Raw genomic sequence first — 23,206 nt, 5'->3', positions numbered from 1 at the left:
ACGATTGCGAGAGACGAACGAGCCCCGGGCGGTGATCCGCCCGGGGCTCGTCGCGTACTCCGGTCAGCTGCAGCCGCTGGTGGAGCCGCAGCCCTCGCAGACGTAGCAGCTACCGGCGGGGCGCATCTTCGTACCGCAGGTGAAGCAGAGCGGTGCGTCGGCGGCCTTGCCGATCACGGCCTCCAGCAGTTCGGTGCTGGAACCGACCGACGGTGCCGGCTTGACCGCGGCGACGTCGGCGAGTTCCTGGGCCGGCTGGGCGACCGGGCCGGCCTTCGGCTCCTCCGGCCTGGTCTCCACCGGGGCGGAGGCGGCCATCGCGGTCAGGTCTGTGCCGTTCGCCTCGGCCTCGGCCTCGGCGGCGAGCTGGGCGGCCCGCTCCTTGGCGGTGAAGATGCCCAGCTCGGCGCGGCGATCGTAGGGCAGGAAGTCCAGCGCCAGGCGACGGAAGATGTAGTCCATCACCGAGGCGGCCATCCGCACGTCCGGGTCGTCGGTCATGCCGGCCGGCTCGAAGCGCATGTTGGTGAACTTGCTGACGTACGTCTCCAGCGGCACGCCGTACTGCAAGCCGATGGAGATGGCCACCGAGAAGGCGTCCATCACCCCGGCCAGCGTGGAGCCCTGCTTCGACATCTTGAGGAAGACCTCGCCGAGACCGTCGTCCGGGTACGACGAGGCGGTGAGGTAGCCCTCGGCGCCGCCCACGGAGAAGGAGATGGTCTCCGACGGGCGCTTCTTCGGCAGCCGCTTGCGCACCGGGCGGTACTCGACGACCTTCTCCACCACCGGCTCGACCGCGGTGACGGTCGGCTCCGGCTCGGCGGCCTTCTTCTTCGCCGCCGACAGCGGCTGGCCGACCTTGCAGTTGTCCCGGTAGATCGCGAGGGCCTTGAGGCCGAGCTTCCAGCCCTCGAAGTAGATCTTCTCGACGTCCTCGACGGTGGCCTGCTCCGGCATGTTCACCGTCTTGGAGATGGCGCCGGAGATGAACGGCTGGACCGCGGCCATCATCCGTACGTGCCCCATCGGCGCGATGGACCGCTCACCCATGGCGCAGTCGAAGACCGGGTAGTGCTCCGGCTTGAGGCCGGGGGCGTCCACCACGTGGCCCTGGTCGGCGATGTGCTCGACGATCGCCTCGACCTGCTCCTCCGGGTAACCGAGGGAACGCAGGGCGCGCGGCACGGTCTGGTTGACGATCTGCATCGAGCCGCCGCCGACCAGCTTCTTGAACTTGACAAGCGCCAGATCGGGCTCGACGCCCGTGGTGTCGCAGTCCATCATCAAGCCGATGGTGCCGGTCGGCGCGAGCACACTGGCCTGGGAGTTGCGCCAGCCGTTCTTCTCACCGATCTTGTTGCCGAGGGTCCACTGCTTGGTGGCCTCGCGGGTCAGCGCGGTGGCCACCGTGCCGGTCGGCTTGATCTCGTCGTTGGCGGCGGCGTGCTTGCGCATCACCCGCTTGTGCGGCTCCGCGTTGCGGGCGTAGCCGTCGTACGCGCCGACGATGCCGGCCAGCTCGGCCGAGCGGCGGTACGCCGTGCCGGTCATCAGCGAGGTGATCGCGGCCGACAGCGAGCGGCCCTGGTCCGAGTCGTACGGCAGGCCGGAGGCCATCAGCAGGGCACCCAGGTTGGCGTAGCCGATGCCGAGCTGCCGGTACGCCCGGGTGGTCTCGCCGATCTTCTCGGTCGGGAAGTCGGCGAAGCAGATCGAGATGTCCATCGCGGTGATGACCAGCTCGACGCTCCTGACGAACTTCTCCACCTCGAAGCCGCCGTCGGCGCGGAGGAACTTCATCAGGTTCAGCGAGGCCAGGTTGCACGAGGAGTTGTCCAGGTGCAGGTACTCCGAGCACGGGTTCGACGCGGTGATCCGGCCGGTCTCCGGGCAGGTGTGCCAGTCGTTGATGGTGTCGTCGTACTGCAGGCCCGGGTCGGCGCACTCCCAGGCGGCCTGGGAGATGGTGCGGAACAGGTTCTTGGCGTCGATGGTGTCGATCACCGCGCCGTCGAGCCGGCCCCGCAGGTCGAAGCTGCCGCCGTTCTCCACCGCCGACATGAACTCGTCGGAGACCCGGACCGAGTTGTTGGCGTTCTGGTACTGCACGCTGACGATGTCGGAGCCGCCCAGGTCCATGTCGAACCCGGCGTCGCGCAGCGCGCGGATCTTGTCTTCCTCGCGCGCCTTGGTGACCACGAACTCCTCGATGTCCGGGTGGTCGACGTCGAGGATGACCATCTTGGCCGCGCGGCGGGTGGCACCGCCGGACTTGATGGTGCCGGCGCTGGCGTCGGCGCCGCGCATGAAGCTGACCGGGCCGGAGGCGGTGCCGCCGGAGGAGAGCAGTTCCCGGGAGGAGCGGATCCGGGACAGGTTGACCCCGGAGCCGGAGCCGCCCTTGAAGATCAGCCCTTCCTCTTTGTACCAATCCAGGATGGAATCCATCGAATCATCCACAGATAGGATGAAACATGCGGATACCTGCTGCGGTGAGGGGGTGCCGACGTTGAACCAGACCGGGGAGTTGAAGCTGAACACCTGGTGCAGCAGCATCCAGGTCAGCTCGTGCGCGAACACCTCGGCGTCGGCCGGGGAGGCGAAGTAGCCGTACTCCTCACCGGCGGTGCGGTAGGTGGTGACCACCCGGTCGATCAACTGCTTGAGCGACCACTCGCGCTCCGGGGTCCCCACCGCGCCCCGGAAGTACTTGGTGGTCACGATGTTGGCCGCGTTGACGCTCCAACTCTCCGGGTACTCCACGCCCCGCTGCTCGAAGTTGATCGAGCCGTCCCGCCAGTTCGTCATCACGACGTCGCGGCGTTCCCAGCTGACCTCGTCGTACGGGTGCACCCCCGGGGTCGTCCAGACCCGCTCGACCTTGAGCCCCGCGCCCGCCTTGCTTCGTGACCTGCTTGTCGTCACACCGTCCCCCGGCATCTCATCCGCCCCCTCGTCCGCGCGGGCCCGCCGCGCGATCCGACTGTCACTGGTACTTCTGGAATTCACTGCGCGTACTGCTGGAAATTCACGGCGCGCTGGCCGGCTCGGCACCGGCCTCGCGGGCACGCGCGGCGGCCCGTAGCGTGTCGATCTCCCGCTCGAAGTCGGCGAGCGAGTCGAACGACCGGTAGACGCTGGCGAACCGCAGGTAGGCGACCTCGTCCAGGTCCCGTAGTGGACCCAGGATGGCCAGCCCCACCTCGTGGCTGGGGATCTCGGCGGCCCCCTTGGCCCGGACGGTCTCCTCGACCCGCTGCGCCAGCAGCGCGATCGAGTCCTCGTCGACCGGCCGGCCCTGGCACGCCTTGCGCACCCCGCCGATGATCTTCGTCCGGCTGAACGGCTCGGTCACGCCGCTGCGCTTGACCACGGCGAGCACCGCCTCCTCGACGGTGGTGAACCGCTTGCCGCACTCGGGGCAGGCCCGCCGCCGCCGGATCAGTTGGCCGTCGTCGGCCTCCCGCGAGTCGACCACCCGGGAGTCGGCGTGCCGGCAGTACGGACACCGCATCGCCCGACCTCCTCGATCGACCACAGGGCCGCCCGCCCGCCCGCACCCCGGGCACGCCTCGGTAAGCCGGCGCCATCTCCGCAGGATGGCCGCCGGCCCGGCGGTACGGGAGTGCGGTCGGTAGTCGAACCCAACCTGTAGGCAACTTACGCCCATGTGACTACTACATCTAGGGGTCGACCGTAGGCCGCCGACGATCCGGGGTCAAGTTGGTCGGCGTGTCCGGCGCGTCACCCGAATCCCGCGTTCCGCCCAACCGGAGGGCCCAACGCGACGCCGCCCACGCCGGTTACCACCGGCCCGGCGCGAGCATCGACAATTCCCCGCCACTCGAACACCCGTACTATTTATCAGGAAGGACCCGGGCGTCGCGCCGATTTCCGGATCGACACGCGACCGAAGGTCGTACAGATGTTTGAAAAAGACCGATCTCACCTATACGGTCATGAACAACCGGAGGTGACCATGGTCGACCCGCCGGCCAGCAGACCACCGCGCGCACCACGAGCCGCCGAGGCACTCAGCGCCGACCAGGGAGGACGGACGTGACCGAGGACCGGGCCAACCGGCCACAGAGCCCGCAGCAGAGCATCGAGGCGGGTCCGCCGGCCGCCCGACGCCGGAGTGTCACCCGCGCCCGTTCCGGTCAGCCGACCGTGCGTCCGGTGACCCCGGTGGTCAGCAGCTTCCCCGACCCGGCGACCGTCGACCTCACCGCCCGGCAGCGACGCATCCTCGACTTCATCCGCACCTGGGTCGAACGCCACGGCTACCCGCCGAGCGTGCGCGAGATCGGCGAGGCGGTCGGGCTGGTTTCCCCGTCGAGCGTCGCCTACCAGCTCAAGGAGTTGGAGAAGAAGGGCTTCCTCCGGCGCGACCCGAACCGGCCCCGGGCCGTCGACGTCCGCTCCCCGAACGACGTCGACGACGAGCTGAGCCGCTCCCAACGTCCCACGCCGGCCTACGTCCCGATGCTCGGTCGGATCGCCGCCGGTGGCCCGATCCTCGCCGAGCAGTCGATGGAGGACGTCTTCCCGCTGCCGCGTGAGCTGGTCGGCGAGGGCGAGGTCTTCATGCTCCAGGTCAAGGGCGACTCGATGCTCGACGCGGCGATCTGCGACGGCGACTGGGTGGTCGTCCGGCAGCAGCCGAACGCGGATTCGGGTGAGATCGTCGCCGCCATGCTCGACGGCGAGGCGACCGTGAAGACCTACCGTCTGCGTGACGGTCACGTCTGGCTGATGCCGCAGAACCCGGCCTTCGACCCGATCCCCGGCGACGACGCCACCATCATGGGGCGGGTGGTCGCGGTGCTGCGCCGCATCTGAATCGGCGACCGGGACCGGGTACCGACCCACGCTCGGTACCCGGCCGTCACATCAGTACCGGTCGCCCCGGTAGCCGTAGTGGCCGCCGCGCACCTGGCCGTACGGTTCGCCGTCGTCCTCCCGGTAACGCCCGGTCCGCCGCCCCCGGTAGTCGGGCTCGGCCGGGCCGCCACGTCGGGGAGGCTCCGCTCGCCCGCCGGTGCCGGGCTGCCCGCCACCACGGGCACCGCCGCCGCCGTAGACGCCGCCGCCCGGGCGTCCACCGCCGCCGGCCGGTCGACCACCGCCCGGGCGCCCGCCGCCGTAGACGGCAGCGCCCTCACCACCGGGCCGGGCTCCACCGCCGCCGTAGACGCCTCCGCCGCCCTGCCCCGGGCGAGCACCGTTGCCGGCGGGTGGCCGGCCATTGCCGCCACCGTAGACGCCGCCCGGGCCTGCACCGGCCGGAGATCCGCCGTATACGCCACCGGCCGCTGCCCCGCCGTACACCCCGCCCCGGCCCCGGTCCTGGGCCGAGCCGAATCCGTCCCCCTTGCGCTTCGCGGCGTCCAGGTCATCGTCGCCGTCGCGGTTGCGACCGGCCGGTGCCGGGCGCTTGCGGGCGCGCAGGATGCCGAAGATGCCCGCGCCGACCAGCAGGGCTCCGAGCACACCCACCGCGGCGATCAGGTACATGATGTCGGTCGGGGTCAGGCCGTCGAGGAACGACTGACCCGACTTCTGCGCCGCGTCGGGATCGTTCGCCAGGTCTTTCGGCCCCTCGGTGGAGGGGGTGTAGCTGAGGATGTTGACGGGGTCTTCGTCCTCCAGGTGACCGGCGTCGGAGACGGTCAGGAACGTCTTGCCGTCGGTCGAGTAGGAGATCGCCTCGCCGAACGGGTCGGCCAGGGCGGTGACCCGGGGAGTGGTCGTGGTGAGGGCGGTGACGACGTCGCCGTTGGCGACGTCGTACTCGAAGGCGTCGGCGTAGGTGCGCAGCACCACCCGTGAGCCGTCCAGGGATCGGGCCGCACCGGTGATCGCGACGCGCCCGAAGGTGCTCAGCGGGTTCTCGGTGTCCGTCCTGGGCAGCTCGATGTCGCCGAGCTTCTTCATCGGCACGGGCTCGGTGTCGCCGGTCTTCAGTGGCCCGTCCGGGGTGAAGATCTCGGCCTTGCCAGCGGTGACCTTGGTGATGATCAGCGGTAGCTTGTCGTCGCCGATCAGCAGCGCCTCGGCATCGCGCGGCTTGCCGTCCGGGTACGACAGGCGGTGCAGCTTCGGCTGGCTGCCACCACCGATCGGCATGCTCCAGACCGCCACCCGCTCACGGCGTTCGCGGCTTGTCACGTTGTCGCCGGTGTCGGCGATCCACAGCGTCTTGCCGTCCGGGGCGACCGCGAGATCCTCGGTGTCGAACGGCCCCGCCCCCGAGTAGGGCACTTCGCGGACGACCTGGCAGTCCTTGTTGAGGTAGAACACCCGCTTGCGGTCGTCCTGCTCGGTGCTGTCGTTGACGACGATGTAGCCGTTCCTGGTCGCCACCAGGCCGGACAGCTCACGCAGTCGCGAGTCGGTGACCGAGCACTGCTTCTTGCCCGCCGCGGTGACCGGCGGCCCCGCCACCGCAGCCGGAGGGGCCGCCACCAGGGAAGACGCTGCCTTGGCGGGGGTCGAGCCGGGCGCGGCGAGCGCGGCACCGGTGACCGCCACGGTGACCCCGGCCAGGCCGAGGGCAACCGTGACGGAGGAAACAGTGCGGAGCATGAAAGAAGTGTCGCATGCCGCAGGTTTCCGTCGGGTGACGCGGCAGCCCGGTCACCGCGGGCGATCACCGCGCGGTACGGGCCGCCTGCGCCGTGTCATGGTACGGGGTCAGTTCGGCCGCGAGCGCCTCGTTGACCCGTACGTGCAGCATCGTCCCGTCCGGCAGGTGGGCGGTGCTGAGCACCTCGCCCTGCCGGTGCAGCCGGGCCACCAGGTCGCCTCGGTCGTAGGGCAGGACCACGCGCAGCTCGACCGCGGGGCGGGGCAGCCGCCGCTCGATCGTCTCGCGCAGGTCGTCGATGCCCCGGCCGTTGTGTGCGGAGACGAAGACCGCGTCGGGCCAGAGCCGCTTGAGCCGCAGCAGGGTCTCCTCGTCGGCCGCGTCGGTCTTGTTGACCACCAGCAGCTCGGGCAGCCGGTCGGCGCCGACCTCACCGAGCACCTCGCGGACGGCCCGGACCTGCTCCTCCGGGTCGGGGTGGGTGCCGTCGACCACGTGCACGACCAGATCCGCCTCGGCGACCTCCTCGAGCGTCGACCGGAACGCCTCGACGATCTGGTGCGGCAGGTGCCGGACGAAACCAACGGTGTCGCTCAGCGTGTAGACCCGGCCGTCGGACGTGGTGGACCGGCGGGTGGTCGGGTCGAGCGTGGCGAACAGGGCGTCCTCCACCAACACGCCCGCCCCGGTCAGGCGGTTGAGCAGGCTGGACTTGCCGGCGTTGGTGTAGCCGGCGATCGCCACCGCGGGCACCGCGTTGCGGGTACGGCGGGCGCGCTTGGTCTCGCGTACCGTCCGCATGGCCTTGATCTCCCGGCGCAGCCGGGCGATCCGGTGGCGGATGCGCCGCCGGTCGGTCTCCAGCTTGGTCTCACCGGGACCACGGACGCCGACGCCGCCGCCGGCACCGCCACCCCGACCCGACCCACCGGTCTGCCGGGACAGCGTCTCGCCCCAGCCACGCAGCCGGGGCAGGAGGTATTCCAGCTGGGCCAGCTCGACCTGGGCCCGGCCCTCCTTGCTCTTGGCGTGCTGGGCGAAGATGTCGAGGATCAGCGCGGTGCGGTCGACCACCTTGACCTTGGTGCGCTGCTCCAGGTTGCGCAGTTGGGACGGGGACAGCTCCCCGTCGCAGATCACCGTGTCGGCGCCGGCGGACAGCACCACCGAGCTGAGGTCGTCGACCTTGCCGCGACCGATGTAGGTCGCCGGGTCGGGACGGTTGCGTCGCTGGATGAGCCCTTCGAGCACCTGCGAGCCGGCGGTCTCCGCCAGCGCGGCCAGCTCGGTGAGGGAATTCTCCGCGTCGAGGAGGGTGCCGTCGGTCCAGACGCCGACCAGAACCACCCGCTCCAGTCGGAGCTGTCGGTATTCGACCTCGGTGACGTCGGTCAGCTCGGTGGAGAGACCGGGGACCCGTCGCAGCGCCTGCCGTTCGGAGAGCTCGTACTCGCCGGTGGTGGTGTCGAGCTCGTCGTCGGGGATGGAAACGTAGGTCTCCTGGTCTCGCAAGCGATCTCTCCTGTCCGTTCTGTGCACGTACCGAGTAATCCTGACATGTGTCAACGCCCGGTGCACCTGGTATATGCCCACCTGTGAACCGGCGGGAGCGGGGGCGGATGCCGGCGGCCGGCGGCGGGCGAGTAGAAATGCGGACGAGCCGTTCAGCGCCGACGGAGGGACCTGCGTGGCCACCACCCGACTGCCCAGTGCCGGATTTTCGATCACGATCCGGATCGCCGTGCCCGCCGACGCCTCCTCGATCGGCCGGCTCACCACGTCGGTGGGTGAGGCCGGGGCGATCGTCACCGCGCTGGACGTGGTCGACTCCGATCCGACGAACGTGATCGTCGACCTGACCTGCGACACCGCCGACGCCGGTCACGCCGACCAGGTGGTCGACGCGCTCAGCGCGCTCGACGGCGTGGACGTCCGCAAGGTTTCCGACCGCACCTTCCTGCTGCACCTCGGCGGCAAGATCGAGGTGAGTCCGAAGGTCGCGCTGCGCAACCGGGACGAGCTGTCGCGGGCGTACACCCCCGGGGTGGCCCGGGTGTGCCAGGCGATCGCCGACAACCCCGCCGACGCCCGCCGGCTGACCATCAAGCGCAACACGGTGGCGGTGGTCAGTGACGGCTCGGCCGTGCTGGGGCTGGGCAACCTCGGTCCCGCCGCGTCGCTGCCGGTGATGGAGGGCAAGGCGGCGCTGTTCAAGCGCTTCGGCGGGGTGGATGCCTGGCCGGTGGTGCTGGACACGCAGGACACCGACGAGATCGTCACCATCGTCAAGGCGATCGCGCCGGCGTACGGCGGGATCAACCTGGAGGACATCGCCGCGCCGCGTTGCTTCGAGATCGAGGCCCGGTTGCGCGAGGCGTTGGACATCCCGGTCTTCCACGACGATCAGCACGGCACCGCCATCTGTGTGCTGGCCGCGTTGACCAATGCGCTGCGCGTCGTGGGCAAGCAGCTGGCGGACGTCCGGGTGGTGGTCTCCGGCGCGGGCGCCGCCGGCACCGCGATCATGAAGCTGCTGCTGCGCCAGGGCGTCGGTGACATCATCGCGTACGACCGGCAGGGTGCCCTGCACCGTGGCCAGGCCGACCTCAACCCGGCCTGGCGGTGGCTGGCCGAGAACACCAACGCCAACGGCTACTCGGGTGACCTGCCCGGCGCGCTGGCCGGCGCCGACGTCTTCATCGGGGTGAGCGCCCCGAACCTGCTCACCGGCGACGACATCGCCACCATGGCGAAGGACGCGATCGTGTTCGCGTTGGCGAACCCGGACCCGGAGGTCGACCCACGGGAGGCGCGCAAGCACGCCGCGGTCGTGGCCACCGGCCGCTCCGACCAGCCGAACCAGATCAACAACGTGCTCGCCTTCCCCGGCGTCTTCCGTGGCATGCTCGACGCGCACGCCGAGGAGTTCACCGAGGAGATGGCGATCGCCGCCGCCCGGGCCATCGCCGACGTGGTCGGCGAGGAAAAAATCAACCCGACGGTCATCGTGCCCAGCGTCTTCGACTCCCGGGTCGCTCCGGCGGTCGCCGCCGCCGTCCGCGCCGCCGCCCAGAACCCCACCGTCACCCCACCCCCCGCCGCCGACCCCGGCCCCGCCGACCTCCCCGAGATCGCCGCCTCCGCCTCCGCCACCCCCTGACGCACTCCCCCGCGCTGACCCACCCCGCGCGTTGACCCACCCGCGCGTTGGACCACCCGCGCGTTGGACCACCCGCGTTGATCATGAGGTTAGCGGCAGTTGTCGATCTTCAAACCGCCGCTAACCTCATGATCAACGCGGGTCAGGGTTGGGGGTCAGGTGGGGTCAGGTGGGGAGGGTTAGGGTGCCGGTGGCGATGAGGAGGGCGGGGCCGGAGAGCCAGCTGGAGTCGGGGGTGACGGTCACCGTGAGGCGGCCGCCGGGAACGTCTACGGCGACCGTTCCGGTCTCGCGGTCGGCGTCGCGTAGGGCCACCGCGGCTACGGCGCAGGCGCCGGTGCCGCAGGAGAGCGTCTCGGCGGAGCCACGCTCGTGGACGCGCATCAGCACGTGTGCGTCGACACCGGCCACCGGCGCACCGGCGGTGGTGAACTCGACGTTGACACCATTGGGAAAGACCGCCGGGTCGACGTCGGGGGCGCGGGTCAGATCCAGCCCGGCCAGGTCCAGCCCGGCGGGTAGCGGGCAGACCAGGTGGGGATTGCCCACGTCCACCGCCGTGCCGGGCAGGGTCAGCCCGCCCAGGGCGGCGGCGGAGGCGTCGTACAGCCGGGGTCGTCGCATCTCGACCGCGATGGCGTCGCCGTCGACCCGGGCCCGCACCACGCCGGCCCTGGTCGCCACCGGCAGCGCGTCGCCGGACGGCACGGCCAGCCCGGTCGCCAGCAGGTACCGGACGAAGACCCGGGCGCCGTTGCCGCACATCTCGGCGAAGGAGCCGTCGGAGTTCCAGTAGTCCATGAACCACTCGGCCTCGCCGGCCAGGGCGGCGCCGTCGGCGTGCTTGGCGGCGCGGACCACCCGCAGCACGCCGTCCCCGCCGAGGCCGCGGCGCCGGTCGCAGATCGCCGCGACCAGTTCGGGCGTCAGGTCGAGCGCGCCGTCCGGGTCGGGCAGGATGACGAAGTCGTTGCCGGTGCCGTGCCCCTTGGTGAACTCCACGACCCCATCATCGCGCAGTCCCGCCGACGATCCGCAGCGCGGCCCAGACCAGCTCCGGGTCGGCCGAGTCGAGCCAGTGCACCCGGGGATCGCGACGGAACCAGGAACGCTGGCGGCGGACGAAGCGCCGGGTGGCCCGGACCGTCTCGTCGTACGCCTCGGTCTCGGTCAGCTCGCCGGCCAGGAAACGCAGCACCTGCTGGTAGCCGAGGGCCCGGCTCGCGGTACGCCCGTGCGGCAGGCCGCGCTCGACCAGCCCCCGGGTCTCGGCGACCAACCCGTCGGCCCACATCCGGTCGACCCGCAGCGCGATCCGCTCGTCGAGCCGGGCGGTGTCCAGGTCCACCCCGATCTGCACCGCCGGATAGTGGGGCGTCGGCTCGGGCAACGCCGCGGTGAACGGCCGGCCGGTCAGCTCGATCACCTCCAGCGCGCGTACGATGCGCCGGCCGTTGCCGGGCAGGATCCCGGCGGCCGCGACCGGGTCGAGGTCGCGCAGTCGCGCGTGCAGCGGTGCCGGTCCGAGCGCGGCCAGCTCGCCTTCCAGGCGCTCGCGCAGCGCGGGGTCGGTGCCGGGGAACTCGAACTGTTCCAGCACCGCCCGCACGTAGAGTCCGGACCCACCGACCAGCAGCGGCACCCGGCCCCGGGCGAGCACGTCGTCGACCGCCGCCCGGGCCAGCCGCTGGTACTCCGCCACGCTGGCCGGCTCGGTGACCTCCCAGATGTCCAGCAGGTGATGGGGCACGCCGTCGCGTTCGGCGACGGTGAGCTTCGCCGTGCCGATGTCCATGCCCCGGTAGAGCTGCATCGAGTCGGCGTTGACCACCTCGCCGTCGAGCGCGTGCGCCAAGGCGATGCTCAGGGCCGACTTGCCGGCGGCCGTGGGCCCGACGACCGCGACCACTGGGCCCGGGGCGGTCACGACCGCTCCCAGTTCGCCACCAGGTAGCCCACCCCGTAGGGCGCGGCGTGGTAGCCCAGCTCGCCGCGCCAGGTGCCGCCCGTCGCCCGCGCGGCACCGGCGAGTACCTGCCACGGCGCCCGGCCGGCGACCCTGAGCTGCGTCGACCGGCCCGGGTCGAGGCCGAGCAGGGCGTCGCCGTCCGCGTCGGCCAGGGCCCGCGCGATCATCTCGTCGTACGCCTCGGCGCGCGGATCGGCGTAGCCGGGTGCCTTCTCACCCCGGCAGGCCGAGCCGTCCCCCATCACCAGCAGCGCCCACGGCTCGGGCGGCCCGAGCCGGGCACCGAGGTCGACGCAGGTCCGGACCGGTTCGTCGGCCCCGACCGTCGTCATCCGCCAGTCCGTGCCACGGGTCCCGGCCGTCGGTTGCCGGTCCAGCAGCCAGGCGCCGACAAGCAGGCTGAGGGGGAGCCGGTCGGTGCCCACCAGCCCGTCGGGGTGGTCGCCGAGCCGGACCTCCAGCGGCACCCCCCACGGTGCGAAGCTGCCCCGGAACGGCGCGTCGAGGTCGGCGCTGCGGTCGTCGGCCCCGATCACCACGACGGTCCGCGCTCCGGAGTCGAGCAGCCGCGCGACGGCGCGGTCACAGGCGGCCCGTAGGTCGTCCAGCTCGGACGCGGCGGCACCGGCGATCTCGGGGACGAGCAGCGGCGGGTGGGGGCAGACGGCGGCGGCGACCAGTGGCACCAGGCAACCGTAGCGGCCCGGTCCGGCCGGGTCCCGCGTGCCGCCCGGCAGCGACGACGCGCCTTACGGTCGAAAGCGGCACGCCGGTCGGATGGCGCAGACAGCCCCTAGGACACCGTATGGTCACGGTCGGCGATAGGCGCTCGACGCGGACCGGGGCGCACCTGTGACAATGCCCGGAGAAACTTGGCTGCGCCGTGGCGGCACCCGGGACGCTGCTCCCTGGTGCCGGGAGAACGAGGATGGGCACATGAGCGACTGGACTGCCTTCGGACGGGTGGACGCGGACGGCACCGTTTACGTCAAGACCGCCGAGGGCGAGCGGGTGGTCGGATCCTGGCAGGCAGGGGCACCGGAGGAGGGGCTGGCACACTTCGCACGCCGCTTCGCCGACCTGGTGACCGAGGTGGATCTGACCGAGGCACGGCTCAATTCCGGTGCGGCGGACGCCAACCACTCGCTCGCCACCATCCGGCGGATCCGTGCCTCCCTCGCCGAGGCCCACGTCGTCGGCGACATCGACGCCCTGGCCGCCCGACTGGACAAGCTCGCCACCGTGGCCGAGGAGAAGGCCGGCGAGGCCCGGGCGGCGAAGGAGGCCGCCCGCGTCGAGGCCCTGGCCCGCAAGACCGCGCTGGTGGAGGAGGCCGAGAAGCTGGCCGCCGAGTCGACCGGCTGGAAGACCGCCGGTGACCGGCTCAAGGAGATCCTCGACGAGTGGAAGACCATCCGGGGGGTCGACAAGAAGACCGACGGCGAGCTGTGGAAGCGCTTCGCCGCCGCCCGGGACGCCTTCACCCGCCGCCGGGGTGCCCACTTCGCCTCCCTCGACGCGCAGCGCAAGCAGGCGCAGACGGTCAAGGAGGAACTGGTCGCCGAGGCCGAGAAGGTCGCCGAGTCGACCGACTGGGCGGCGACGGCCAACCACCTGAAGAACCTGATGACCCAGTGGAAGGCGGCGCCGCGCGCGTCGAAGGAGGCCGAGCAGCGGCTCTGGGAACGGTTCCGGGCCGCCCAGGACTCCTTCTTCAGCCGGCGCAGTGAGGTCTTCTCGGCTCGGGACAACGAGCAGCGCGCCAACCTGGAGCGCAAGCAGGCGCTGCTGGCCGAGGCCGAGGCGCTCGACGTGGACGGTGATCCGAAGGGTGCCCAGGCGAAGCTGCGGGACATCCAGGCACAGTGGCACGAGGCCGGTCGGGTGCCGCGCGAGGCGGCCGCCGGGCTGGAGCGCCGGTTGCGCGCGGTCGACGAGAAGGTCCGTGAGGTGATGGACTCGGCCTGGCGGCGTACCAGCCGGGAGGACAATCCGCTGCTGGCCCAGATGCGTGCGCAGGTCGTGGAGGCGGAGGAGCGGCTGGCCCGGGCGCAGGCCGCGGGCGACACCCGGCGGATCAAGGAGGCCGAGCAGGCGCTCGCCTCGAAGCGCCAGTTCCTCCAGTTGGCCGAGCAGGCCGGCTGAGTCGTACGTCCGATGCCCTCGGCCGCCTCACGGGGCCGGGGGCATCGTCGTTTCCGCAGGTCCCGGCGATGTTAGCGTACGACATTTACATCGACGTCGATTTGTGATTATCTGAGGGAAAGCGCTTGCCCTCGCAAGGGGCGAGGCACGGGAGCCATTCCGACCAGTTCATCCCACGGCAGGGCGCATCCTGCGACCGCCACGGCATCGCTGCCGCCGGGCACGGCAGCCTCCACCGCCGTGGCGCACCCCCTGCCGACCGCACCGGATGACGCGTCCGGGCGTCCACCACGGCCAACACCACCCCCGCAGCCGCCGTGGCCGCCCACGTCACCAACCGGTCCCCGGCCGGTCCCGACCGCCGGTCCACCGGTGCGCCGACGCGTCAGCCGATCCGTCCCAATCATCGAGGATGAGGAGAGAACCACCGTGCTTGCAGACGTCAAGCCTCGCCTGACGCGCCGGATGGCGGTGCTGGCCGCGACGGTCGTCGCGCTGCCCGCCGCCGCCGTCGCGGTGAGCGTCGCCCCGGCCGCCGCGGCGACCGTCGACACCGGCGCCTACTACGTGTTCGTCAACCGCCACAGCGGCAAGGCCATGGATCTCTGGAACTGGTCCACCGCCGACGGCGGCGAGATCCGGCAGTTCAGCCGCCTCGACGGCAACAACCAGCAGTTCCAGTTCGTCGACGTGGGCAGCGGCTACTACCAGCTGCGCAACCGGCACTCCGGCAAGGTCGTCACCATCCCCAACTCCAACGACGGGGTGCAGGTCACCCAGGTCACCGCGAGCAGCGACACCAAGCAGCACTGGCGGCTCGCGGACTCGACCAACGGCGACGTGCGGTTCGTCAACCGGCACAGCAACAAGGCCCTCGACCTGTGGGGCTGGTCCACCGCCGACGGGGCGATGATCTCCCAGTACGCCGACCTGGACGGTGCCAACCAGCGGTGGCAACTGGTGCGGCTGGGCGGCGGCACCACGCCCCCTCCCCCGCCCCCGCCCAACCCGGGCCCGCAGACCGGGCTGGTCGGCTGGGCCACCCAGAACGGCGGCACCACCGGCGGCGGCAACGCCGGCACCACCACCGTCACCAGCGCCTCGGCGTTGACCAGCGCGCTCAACTCCAGCAGCGCGGCGGTCATCCGGGTCTCCGGCACCATCAACTGCTCCGGAATGCTGCGGGTGCGCTCGAACAAGACGATCCTGGGCAACTCCGGTGCCACGATCGCCGGTTGCGGCTTCAACATCAACGGTGACCGCAACGTCATCATCCGGAACCTGACCTTCCGGAACTGGGACGACGACGCGATCAACGTCCAGGAGTCGGCCACCAACATCTGGATCGACCACAACAGCTTCACCGCCGGCTACGACGGCGCGGTCGACATCAAGCGCGGCTCCGACTTCATCACCGTGTCCTGGAACCGCGTCTACGGTCACGACAAGTCGATGCTGCTCGGGCACAGCGACGACAACGCCAGCCAGGACGTCGGCCACCTGCGGGTGTCGTACCACCACAACTGGTTCGACGGCAGCAACCAGCGGCACCCTCGGGTCCGCTTCGGCAACCCGGTGCACGTCTACAACAACTACTACAGCAACGTGCGCGGCTACGGCGTGGCGTCCACGATGAACGCCGGTGTGCTGGTCGAGGGCAACTACTTCGAGAACACCCCCGACCCGTACCACCTGGGTGAGGGCAGCTCCGGCCCGGGCTCCCTGGTGGCCCGCAACAACCACTTCGTCAACTCGGGCAGCGGGCAGACCGGCGGCAGCGTCGCCGGCATCCCGTACTCGTACACCCTGGACACCGCGAGCAACGTCAAGTCGATCGTGACGGGCGGCGCGGGCGCCGGTCGGATCTCGGTCTGACCGCCCGGTTCCGAAACGCGTTGATCATGAGGTTAGCGGCTTGATAGAGATCAAAAACTGCCGCTAACCTCATGATCAGCAGGGCGTTCGATGGGCAGGCCGCAGCGGGTCAGGCCGACGATGGTGGCCAGGCGCGCGACGTCGGGCGCTGCGGGTCCGCGTTGGATGATCTGGGCGAGGAGAGTACGGGCGTACGAGACCGAAGCCGCCGAACTCAAGAACTTCGAGCCGATGCTCGTGCCCGGTCTACTTCAGACCGAGCGGTACGCCCGCGAGGTCAACATCATCGGTCGTGAGACTGACCCGGCAACCGTTGAGCAGCGGGTCGTTGCCCGGATGACCCGCCAGGAGGTGCTACACCGGCAGCCGACCCCGCTGCGGCTGCACGCCATCCTGTCCGAGGCGTCCCTGCGGACCGAGGTCGGCGGCCCGGACGTGCTGCGCGAGCAACTGCACCACCTGGTCAAGGTGAGCCAACTGCCCAATGTCACGATCCAGGTGCTCTGCTTCGAAGCCGGCGCACACCTGGCGGACAGCTCCGGCTTCGCCCTGCTCAGCTTCGAGCACGACGACCCGCCGTTGGGTTACATCGAGACCCTGGCCGGTGAGCTGTTCCTCGAATCGAGCCGCGACCTGGCGCGGCTTTCGGCGGCGTACGACAATTTGAGGATGCTGGCGAGGTCGCCGGCCGAGTCGGTGAAGTTCGTCAAGGAGCTGAGCGAGCATGGAGCGTAACGTCTGGCGCACGTCGAGCCGTTCCGGCAGCAACGGCCAGTGCGTCGAGGTCCGCGACCGAGGCACCGCTATCGACGTAAGCGACTCCAAGGCCCCTGCTGCCGGGACGCTGAGCTTCACCCCTGCCGCCTGGGGCACCTTCGTCAGCGGCATCAGAACGGCCGGCACCCGCCCCTGATCTGCGGCTGTCCGTGCCGCGTTCGCCCATCTTCACCGCCTGAGCGTCAACGGCGTCTCAGCCCTGGTCGGGGCCCGGATCAGGTCGCTGAGCGGTTGCTCGTTCTTGGCGTAGTTGTTCGAGCATGGCAGTGTCCGATACGAGGTCAGGGTGACCCACTTGGCGGTCGAGATCGACGACGACTTCGAGTTCGCCGATCGCTTCGTCGAGACGCCCTTCACCACGATGGATCATCGCAATGTTGTATCGGGTGACAGCCTCGCTGAAACGGTCACCAACCTCCCGCTGGATGGGCAGGGCCTGCCGGTAGTAGATGAGTGCCTGCTCCCGATCCCCCAGCCCGTGGAACACACCGCCGATGTTGGTGAGGATGGGGGCTTCGCCAGCACAGTCACCGACCTCCCGCGCGATGGGCAGGGCCTGCCCGTAGTAGGTGAGTGCCTGCTCCCAATCCCCCAGCCTGTCGTACACGTGGCCAATGTTGGTGAGGGTTGCGGCTTCGCCGGCGCGATCGCCGACCTCCCGCCGGATGGGTAGAGCCTGCCCGTAGTAGGTGAGTGCCTGCTCCCAATCCCCCAGCCTGTCGTAGAGGTGGCCAATGTTGGTGAGGATTGCGGCTTCGCCAGCACGGTCACCGACCTCCCGCATGATGGGCAGGGCCCGCCAGTAGTAGGTGCCTGCCTGCTCCCGATCCCCCAGCCTGTCGTAGAGGTGGCCGATGTTGTTGAGGATTGCGGCTTCGCCAGCACGGTCACCGACCTCCCGCATGATGGGCAGGGCCCGCCAGTAGTAGGTGAGTGCCTGCTCCCGATCCCCCAGCCTGTCGTACACGTGGCCGATGTTGTTGAGGGTTGCGGCTTCGCCGGCACGGTCGTCGGCCTCGCGATACAGGTGCAGGGCTTGCTCGTAGCTTTCCAAGGCAGGCCCGGGTCGCCCGGTGAAGGATTGGGCCCACCCCAGGTGATAGCAGGCGGCGGCGTCGGGGCCCAGGGTCAGGGTCGCGGTCGCGAGGGCCTCGACATCCGCGAACCGGGACGTGCGCAGCCACACCCTCGCCACTCGATCCCCGACATAGCGGGCGATCACCGGCTCCCGGCCAGCCGCCGCCAGCCGGTGCACCTCCACCCACTGGGCGAGGGTGGTCATGAGGTGGGCTCGGTCGTGGCGGGGTCGGTGATCCAGAGTTTGTAGAGGGATCGCGCGGCGGCGGCGCAGGCCTGGATGTATTCGTCGTCGGTGAGGAGAGGGCGGATAAGGGGGCGCAGCACGTTGGAGACGTAGTAGCGGGGTTCGCGGGTTTCCGGGTCGGTGCCTTCTTCCATCAGGCCGAGTTGGACGGCACGTTCGATGTGATCGGTGGCGTCGGGGTGGTCGTGGATGGCGAGGACGGTGTCGGCGGGGACGGGCAGTTCGACGACGTTGACCCTGGCGAGCATCTTCTGCAACTCGGCGGATTGAGAGCTGAGGAGATTCTTGGCGAGGATGGTTTCCCGGCGGAATCGGTCGGCTTCGGCCTCGACGGCGCTGATGAGGCCGTCGATGTCGAGATCGGGGGCGGCGACGATCAGGTCGAGCCAGTCGAGCAGGCGAGGGTTGCCGGCCGCGGCCTCCACGGCGCGCAGACGGATGTCGAGGTCGACCGGGGAGTCGGGGCGCAGGTTGGGCAGGTTCACGAGTTTCTTGGCCTGCTCGGTGTCGGTGAGGGTTTCCAGAGACTCGAAGACGGTGCCGGCGGGTGGTGGGAAGCGGTAGCGGCTGGTGATTATGACCCGGCTCGGGCTGCCGGTGTCACGGATGGCGGCCAGCAGGGCCGGGAGAATGTCGGCCATCTCCGGGGACAGCACGTAGCCCCCGTCGCGTTCGTCGAGGTTGCCGTCCTCGAATTCGTCGAACACGAACAGGCACGGCGTCTGCCCGAGAGGTCCGTCGACGTGCAGCAGGTGACGCAGACGTACGAGCAGGGGCGCGTGGGTGTTGTCGAGCAGCTTGGTCGCCTCGATCTGCTGCTCGATGCTGGGGAAGTCGATTTTGGTGGTGAGTTCCCGGAGCTTGGTCAGGTCGACGCAGCCGTACCAGACGGCACGCTGGTGTGTGGTGGACATGCGGTCCAGCAGCCGGGAGGCGAGGCTGCTCTTGCCGAGACCACCCATGCCGGCCAGGACCAGAGCCTGCGCCGCGCCGTCGCCACCCTGCGGTTGTTTGAGAGTACGCAGGCAGCGCTGAATGACCCGCCGTCGTCCGACGAACGCGGCGCGGGAAGCTACCCGGGATCTTTGGGTCTGCGGGTCCAGGAACTCCTGGTCGGCGGGGCGGATCTGGATCCGGGTACGCCCCTTTTCGTGCAGGGGCGTGACCATGGGGACGAGCGGGGATCCGTCGGTGTAGACGCGCAGCAGATGCCAGTTGCCGCGCTCGTTCGCGTACAGATGCTGGCGAGCCTTGACCACGGCGCGGTCGAGGGCCTGCCCGGCAGCCAGCGAGCGGTAGAGTTCGGCGGCGAACTCGGTCGCGGAGACGTCACCGACCGGCAGCGCCCACCCCAACACGACCGGGGCTCCCGCACGGACCAGGCTCTCGCTCATCGACGGGAACGCGCCGGAGTCGGGGGCGTTCGCGGTCAGGCAGCCGGAGACGAAGACCAGGCGGGGCCAGCGACCGTCCAACGCCTGGGCGATCTGGTCAGCGGTGGCATCGGCACGCCCACCGAATTCGTTCTCCACCACGAAGACAGGCTGGCCGTCCGAGCCGACGTTGGCGTGGCCGCTCAGATGTAGGACGTCGAAGTATCCCGCGCCGTGGTCGGAACTGACGAAACCAAGACCTTCCAGAGTGCCGCTCTCCTCCACCACCAGCTCGGCTCCGGTGCGGGAGGTGGCAGCCAGGATGGCCGCTTCCTCCGCTTCGTAGCCGAGCACCGGCTCGACACCCTCGGGGGAGGTGGCCATGAACAGCACCCGCAACGGTCGGTTCGCGGGCTCGACCTGACCGTTGAGTGCCGCGTTGGTGTCGATGGACCGCACCGGTAGCAGCGGCGCGCTGGTGGAGACGGTCAGATACGAGCCGCCTGCGGCAAGCAGTTCCCAGGGCAGATGCCGCAACCGTTCCGCAGCGGTGATGCGCAGCGTGATGCCGGGCGGACGATCCAGGACCGGGGTCAGCCACCGCTCATCGCCGTCCAGGAAGGTGGCCAGTTTCGCGCCGAGATCACGTAGCTGCGGCGCGCCGAACTCCTCCTGCGCTCTCGCATGCTGGCTGTAGTCGCGTTCCACAATCTCGATCAGCCGGTCGATCGCCGCCCTGTCCAGGCCACGCGTCTTCGGTGGGCCTCCACCGGTCGACAGGCGCAACTCCGCATAGTCGGAGGTCTGCTCGAAAACCGTCAACTCGTACGTGGGCAGCTCACTCATCCTGGTTTCCGCCCTCAGCCTGCCGCGATTCAACCTCCCGGAACGCGATCTCCAGCTCTGCGAAACGCCGCACCTCAACCGGCGACATCTCGTCACCCGGCCCGGCCTTCGCGGCCAGAGCGCCGCGCAGCTCCGCAGCCCAGCCCGGGGCGTCCGACCCCGACACCTCAGGTACGGCAGTTCCCACCGGCTATCCCTTCCTTGTCCGCTCAAGGTGCGCGAGCAACTCTCGCATCAGATTCCGATCCGGATGACTCGTCTGCTCGGCCAGCGCCACCGCGCGGCGCTGGAACTCGATGGCATCGTCCACTCGCTGCATCTGCCATAGCACGCTGGCCATGGTGAAGCTCGCCGTGGCCGCGGATGCGCGATCATCAGTTACGCGGAAGACCTCAAGAACTTCAATGAGCACAGCCTCCGCACCAGCGAGATCGCCCTCCCGAGACCGGATAGCACTGATGTTGTAGAGGGCGGTGGCTTCGCCGACCCGGTCGCCGATCTCGCGATGGATAGATAGGGCCTGTTGGAGGTAGGTGAGGGCCTGCTGCCGATTCCCGAGCTCGTCGTACGCGTGGCCGATGTTGTTGAGGGTGGCCGCTTCGCCGGCCCGGTCGCCGACCTCCCGCTGGATAGACAGGGCCTGTTGGAGGTAGGTGAGGGCCTGCCGCTGATCCTCGAGCCCGTCGTACGCGGCACCGATATTGGTGAGGGTGGCGGCTTCGCTGGCCCGGTCGCCGACCTCCCGCAGGATGGGGAGGGCCTGCTGGAAGTAGGTGAGGGCCTGCTGCCGATTCCTGAGCCCGTCGTACGCGTGGCCGATGTTGTTGAGGGTGATGGCCTCGCCGGCCCGGTCGCCGACCTCCCGCAGGATGGGGAGGGCCTGCCGATAGTAGGTGAGGGCCTGCTGCCAGCCCTCGAGCCCGCGGTACACGGTGCCGATGTTGGTGAGGGTGGCAGCTTCGCCCTTGCGGTGGCCGATCACCCGCTGGATGGACAGTGCCCCCAGGTAGTAGCTGAGGGCCCGCCGCCGATTCCCGAGCCCGTCGTACACGGCACCGATGTTGTTCAGGGTGGCGGCTTCATCGCCGGGGTCGTCGGCCTCGCGGTAGAGGCGTAGGGCCTGGTCGTAGCTTTTCAGGGCAGGCTCGGGTCGCCCGGTGGCGGCTTGGGCCCGCCCCAGGTGACAGCAGGCGCTGGCGTCCGGGCCGAGGGTCAGGGTCGCGGTCGCGAGGGTCTCGACATCGGCGAACCGGGACGTGCGCAGCCACACCCTCGCCACCCGGTCCCCGACATGCCGGGCGATCGCCGGCTCCCTGCCTGCCACCGCCAGCCGGTGCACCTCCACCCACTGGGCAACCGAGGCAGCCGACCGTGGGCGGGTCAAAAGATCCTCCACACGGGCCAGCACGATACGGCCGGCACCGACTCGGCAGACCACAACGACCAAGATCTGACACCGAAGCAGGCAACAGCACCGTCGAGTCAGGACGGGATGGTGAGGTGGCGGCGTGGCGGGTTCGACCGCAGCAGCTACCGGCGGATCCAGGCGAGAACGATTGGCTGCCTGCGAGTGCTCGAGCCTGGAGGAACGTCGACCCAGCTCAGGGCGAGACGGCGCAGCCGGTCGTCGGCGCGGGCACCGGGGCCGGCGCGCCGATCGTGGGCAGCCCGAGCAGCACCCCGGGGGTACGCGGCGAACGCCCCGCCTCGGCCGCGTCACCGGCCCGGGTCCGGCGGTGCGACAGCGGCGCTCCGTCGGCGTTGAGGTGGTGCGGCGCGGCGTAGGTGATCGTGGTGTGCACGATGTCGCCCGGTCGGATCGACCCGGCGTCGCCCAGCTCGCCGGCAGCACCGGTGGCGAAGTGCACCAGGCGGCCGTCGCGGGCCCGGCCCGACAGCCGGCCGGTCCGCTCGTCCTTGCGGCCCTCACCGACGGCGACCAGCACCTCGACGGTCTCGCCGACGAGCTTCTTGTTCTCCGCCCAGGTGATCTCCTCCACGCAGGCGATCAGCCGCTCGTACCGCTCCTGCACGACCTGCTTGGGCAGCTGACCGTCCATGCTCGCGGCCGGCGTGCCGGGGCGCTTGGAGTACTGGAAGGTGAAGGCGGAGGCGAACCGCGCCTCCCGGACCACGTCCAGGGTGCGCTCGAAGTCCGCCTCGGTCTCACCGGGGAAGCCGACGATGATGTCGGTGGTGATCGCCGCGTCGGGCATGGCGGCGCGGACCTTCTCGATGATCCCCAGGTACTTCTCCGACCGGTACGAGCGGCGCATCGCGCGCAGCACGTCGTCCGAGCCGGACTGCAACGGCATGTGCAGCGAGGGGCAGACGTTCGGGGTCTCGGCCATCGCCGCGATCACGTCGTCGGTGAAGTCCTTCGGGTGCGGGCTGGTGAAGCGGACCCGCTCCAGCCCGTCGATCTCACCGCAGGCGCGCAGCAGCTTGCCGAACGCGTACCGGTCGCCGAACTCGACGCCGTAGGAGTTGACGTTCTGCCCGAGCAGGGTCACCTCCAGGACGCCCTCGTCGACGAGTGCGCGTACCTCGCTGAGAATGTCGCCGGGGCGGCGGTCCTTCTCCCGGCCGCGCAGCGACGGCACGATGCAGAAGGTGCAGGTGTTGTTGCAGCCCACCGAGATCGACACCCAGCCGGCGTACGTCGACTCGCGGCGGGTCGGCAGCGTCGACGGGAAGACGTCGAGGGCTTCGAGGATCTCCACCTCGGCGGCGGCGTTGTGCCGGGCGCGCTCCAGCAGCACCGGCAGCGAGCCGATGTTGTGAGTACCGAAGACCACGTCCACCCAGGGTGCCCGGCGGACGATGTCGCCCCGGTCCTTCTGGGCCAGGCAGCCACCGACGGCGATCTGCATCCCCGGGTGCCGGTTCTTGACCGGACGCAGGTGACCGAGGTTGCCGTACAGCCGGTTGTCCGCGTTCTCCCGGACCGCGCAGGTGTTGAACACCACCACGTCGGGGGTGTCCTCGGCCTCGCCCGCGCGGACGTACCCCGCCTGCTCCAGCAGGCCGGAGATGCGCTCGGAGTCGTGCACGTTCATCTGGCAGCCGTAGGTGCGCACCTGGTAGGTGCGCGGGCCGCCCGCCGCTGCGGTAGTCATGACGTGCACAGCGTAGCCGGGTCCGA

General features: G+C 70.2%; 17 protein-coding genes. 6 read left to right on the top strand and 11 right to left on the bottom strand.

All coding sequences use genetic code 11. The annotated features are described in order from the left end of the window. Nucleotides 1-63 precede the first annotated feature (63 nt). Both V5O40_RS08360 and nrdR read right to left on the bottom strand, forming a co-directional pair. A complete protein-coding gene (locus tag V5O40_RS08360) occupies nt 64-2,943 on the bottom strand; it encodes a vitamin B12-dependent ribonucleotide reductase (RefSeq protein ID WP_332904942.1) in 2,880 nt (959 codons plus the stop codon). Between the two features lie 88 nt (nt 2,944-3,031). After that, nucleotides 3,032-3,517 (bottom strand): transcriptional regulator NrdR, encoded by a 486-nt coding sequence (nrdR, locus tag V5O40_RS08355; protein ID WP_332904941.1) that lies wholly within the window; start codon nt 3,515-3,517, stop codon nt 3,032-3,034. Nucleotides 3,518-4,062: 545 nt separating this feature from the next. Here nrdR and lexA point away from each other — a divergent pair. Next, nucleotides 4,063-4,845, top strand: a complete 783-nt coding sequence (gene lexA, locus V5O40_RS08350; protein ID WP_332904940.1) for a transcriptional repressor LexA — start codon at nt 4,063-4,065, stop codon at nt 4,843-4,845. 51 nt (nt 4,846-4,896) lie between these two features. On the opposite strand, the gene V5O40_RS08345 is transcribed toward lexA, so the two are convergent. Further along, complete coding sequence (locus V5O40_RS08345) at nt 4,897-6,591, bottom strand: beta-propeller fold lactonase family protein (protein ID WP_332904939.1); 1,695 nt, start codon at nt 6,589-6,591, stop codon at nt 4,897-4,899. 64 nt (nt 6,592-6,655) lie between these two features. Beyond that, nucleotides 6,656-8,104 carry a GTPase HflX gene (gene hflX / locus V5O40_RS08340; RefSeq protein WP_332904938.1) on the bottom strand — a complete coding sequence of 483 codons (1,449 nt, stop codon included), beginning with the start codon at nt 8,102-8,104 and terminating at the stop codon, nt 6,656-6,658. A 175-nt stretch (nt 8,105-8,279) separates the two neighbouring features. On the opposite strand from hflX, the gene V5O40_RS08335 reads away from it, so the two are divergent. After that, complete coding sequence (locus V5O40_RS08335; RefSeq protein ID WP_332904937.1) at nt 8,280-9,752, top strand: NAD-dependent malic enzyme; 1,473 nt, start codon at nt 8,280-8,282, stop codon at nt 9,750-9,752. Nucleotides 9,753-9,917: 165 nt separating this feature from the next. On the opposite strand, the gene dapF is transcribed toward V5O40_RS08335, so the two are convergent. From dapF to V5O40_RS08320, 3 genes are read right to left on the bottom strand one after another with little or no spacing between them, the layout of a single operon-like run. Then, on the bottom strand, nt 9,918-10,754 hold the full coding sequence (gene dapF, locus V5O40_RS08330) for a diaminopimelate epimerase (protein WP_332904936.1): 837 nt from the start codon (nt 10,752-10,754) through the stop codon (nt 9,918-9,920). A gap of 7 nt (nt 10,755-10,761) precedes the next feature. Further along, nucleotides 10,762-11,793 (bottom strand): tRNA (adenosine(37)-N6)-dimethylallyltransferase MiaA, encoded by a 1,032-nt coding sequence (miaA, locus tag V5O40_RS08325; protein WP_408631839.1) that lies wholly within the window; start codon nt 11,791-11,793, stop codon nt 10,762-10,764. Further along, nucleotides 11,676-12,407 carry a class III extradiol dioxygenase subunit B-like domain-containing protein gene (locus tag V5O40_RS08320; protein WP_332904934.1) on the bottom strand — a complete coding sequence of 244 codons (732 nt, stop codon included), beginning with the start codon at nt 12,405-12,407 and terminating at the stop codon, nt 11,676-11,678. Before V5O40_RS08320 ends, miaA begins: the two co-directional genes overlap by 118 nt. A 250-nt stretch (nt 12,408-12,657) precedes the next feature. Between V5O40_RS08320 and V5O40_RS08315 the strand changes: the two genes are divergently transcribed. From V5O40_RS08315 to V5O40_RS08300, 4 genes are all read left to right on the top strand, one after another. Continuing rightward, on the top strand, nt 12,658-13,866 hold the full coding sequence (locus V5O40_RS08315) for a DUF349 domain-containing protein (protein WP_332904933.1): 1,209 nt from the start codon (nt 12,658-12,660) through the stop codon (nt 13,864-13,866). Between the two features lie 429 nt (nt 13,867-14,295). Then, nucleotides 14,296-15,741 (top strand): pectate lyase family protein, encoded by a 1,446-nt coding sequence (locus V5O40_RS08310; RefSeq protein ID WP_332904932.1) that lies wholly within the window; start codon nt 14,296-14,298, stop codon nt 15,739-15,741. A 165-nt stretch (nt 15,742-15,906) separates the two neighbouring features. Then, nucleotides 15,907-16,476: a DUF5753 domain-containing protein gene (locus V5O40_RS08305; protein ID WP_332904931.1), complete on the top strand. Its 570-nt coding sequence runs from the start codon at nt 15,907-15,909 to the stop codon at nt 16,474-16,476. Then, on the top strand, nt 16,466-16,654 hold the full coding sequence (locus V5O40_RS08300; protein WP_332904930.1) for a DUF397 domain-containing protein: 189 nt from the start codon (nt 16,466-16,468) through the stop codon (nt 16,652-16,654). The genes V5O40_RS08305 and V5O40_RS08300 overlap by 11 nt, the downstream gene beginning before the upstream one ends. Before the next feature lie 57 nt (nt 16,655-16,711). Here V5O40_RS08300 and V5O40_RS08295 read toward each other — a convergent pair whose 3' ends face one another. The 4 genes from V5O40_RS08295 to miaB form a co-directional block, all read right to left on the bottom strand. Next, nucleotides 16,712-17,800, bottom strand: coding sequence for a tetratricopeptide repeat protein (locus tag V5O40_RS08295; protein WP_332904929.1), 1,089 nt, complete (start codon nt 17,798-17,800; stop codon nt 16,712-16,714). After that, on the bottom strand, nt 17,797-20,061 hold the full coding sequence (locus V5O40_RS08290; protein WP_332904928.1) for a CHAT domain-containing protein: 2,265 nt from the start codon (nt 20,059-20,061) through the stop codon (nt 17,797-17,799). Before V5O40_RS08290 ends, V5O40_RS08295 begins: the two co-directional genes overlap by 4 nt. 190 nt (nt 20,062-20,251) lie before the next feature. After that, nucleotides 20,252-21,499, bottom strand: a complete 1,248-nt coding sequence (locus V5O40_RS08285; RefSeq protein ID WP_332904996.1) for a tetratricopeptide repeat protein — start codon at nt 21,497-21,499, stop codon at nt 20,252-20,254. A 163-nt stretch (nt 21,500-21,662) separates the two neighbouring features. Further along, nucleotides 21,663-23,180 (bottom strand): tRNA (N6-isopentenyl adenosine(37)-C2)-methylthiotransferase MiaB, encoded by a 1,518-nt coding sequence (gene miaB / locus V5O40_RS08280; RefSeq protein WP_332904927.1) that lies wholly within the window; start codon nt 23,178-23,180, stop codon nt 21,663-21,665. Nucleotides 23,181-23,206: the final 26 nt, after the last annotated feature.

The organism is Micromonospora palythoicola, assembly GCF_036689795.1.
GTDB classification, from domain to species: Bacteria; Actinomycetota; Actinomycetes; order Mycobacteriales; family Micromonosporaceae; genus Micromonospora; species Micromonospora palythoicola.
Note: the sequence above shows the minus strand (reverse complement) of the source record. Positions and strands in the feature narration are given on the sequence as shown.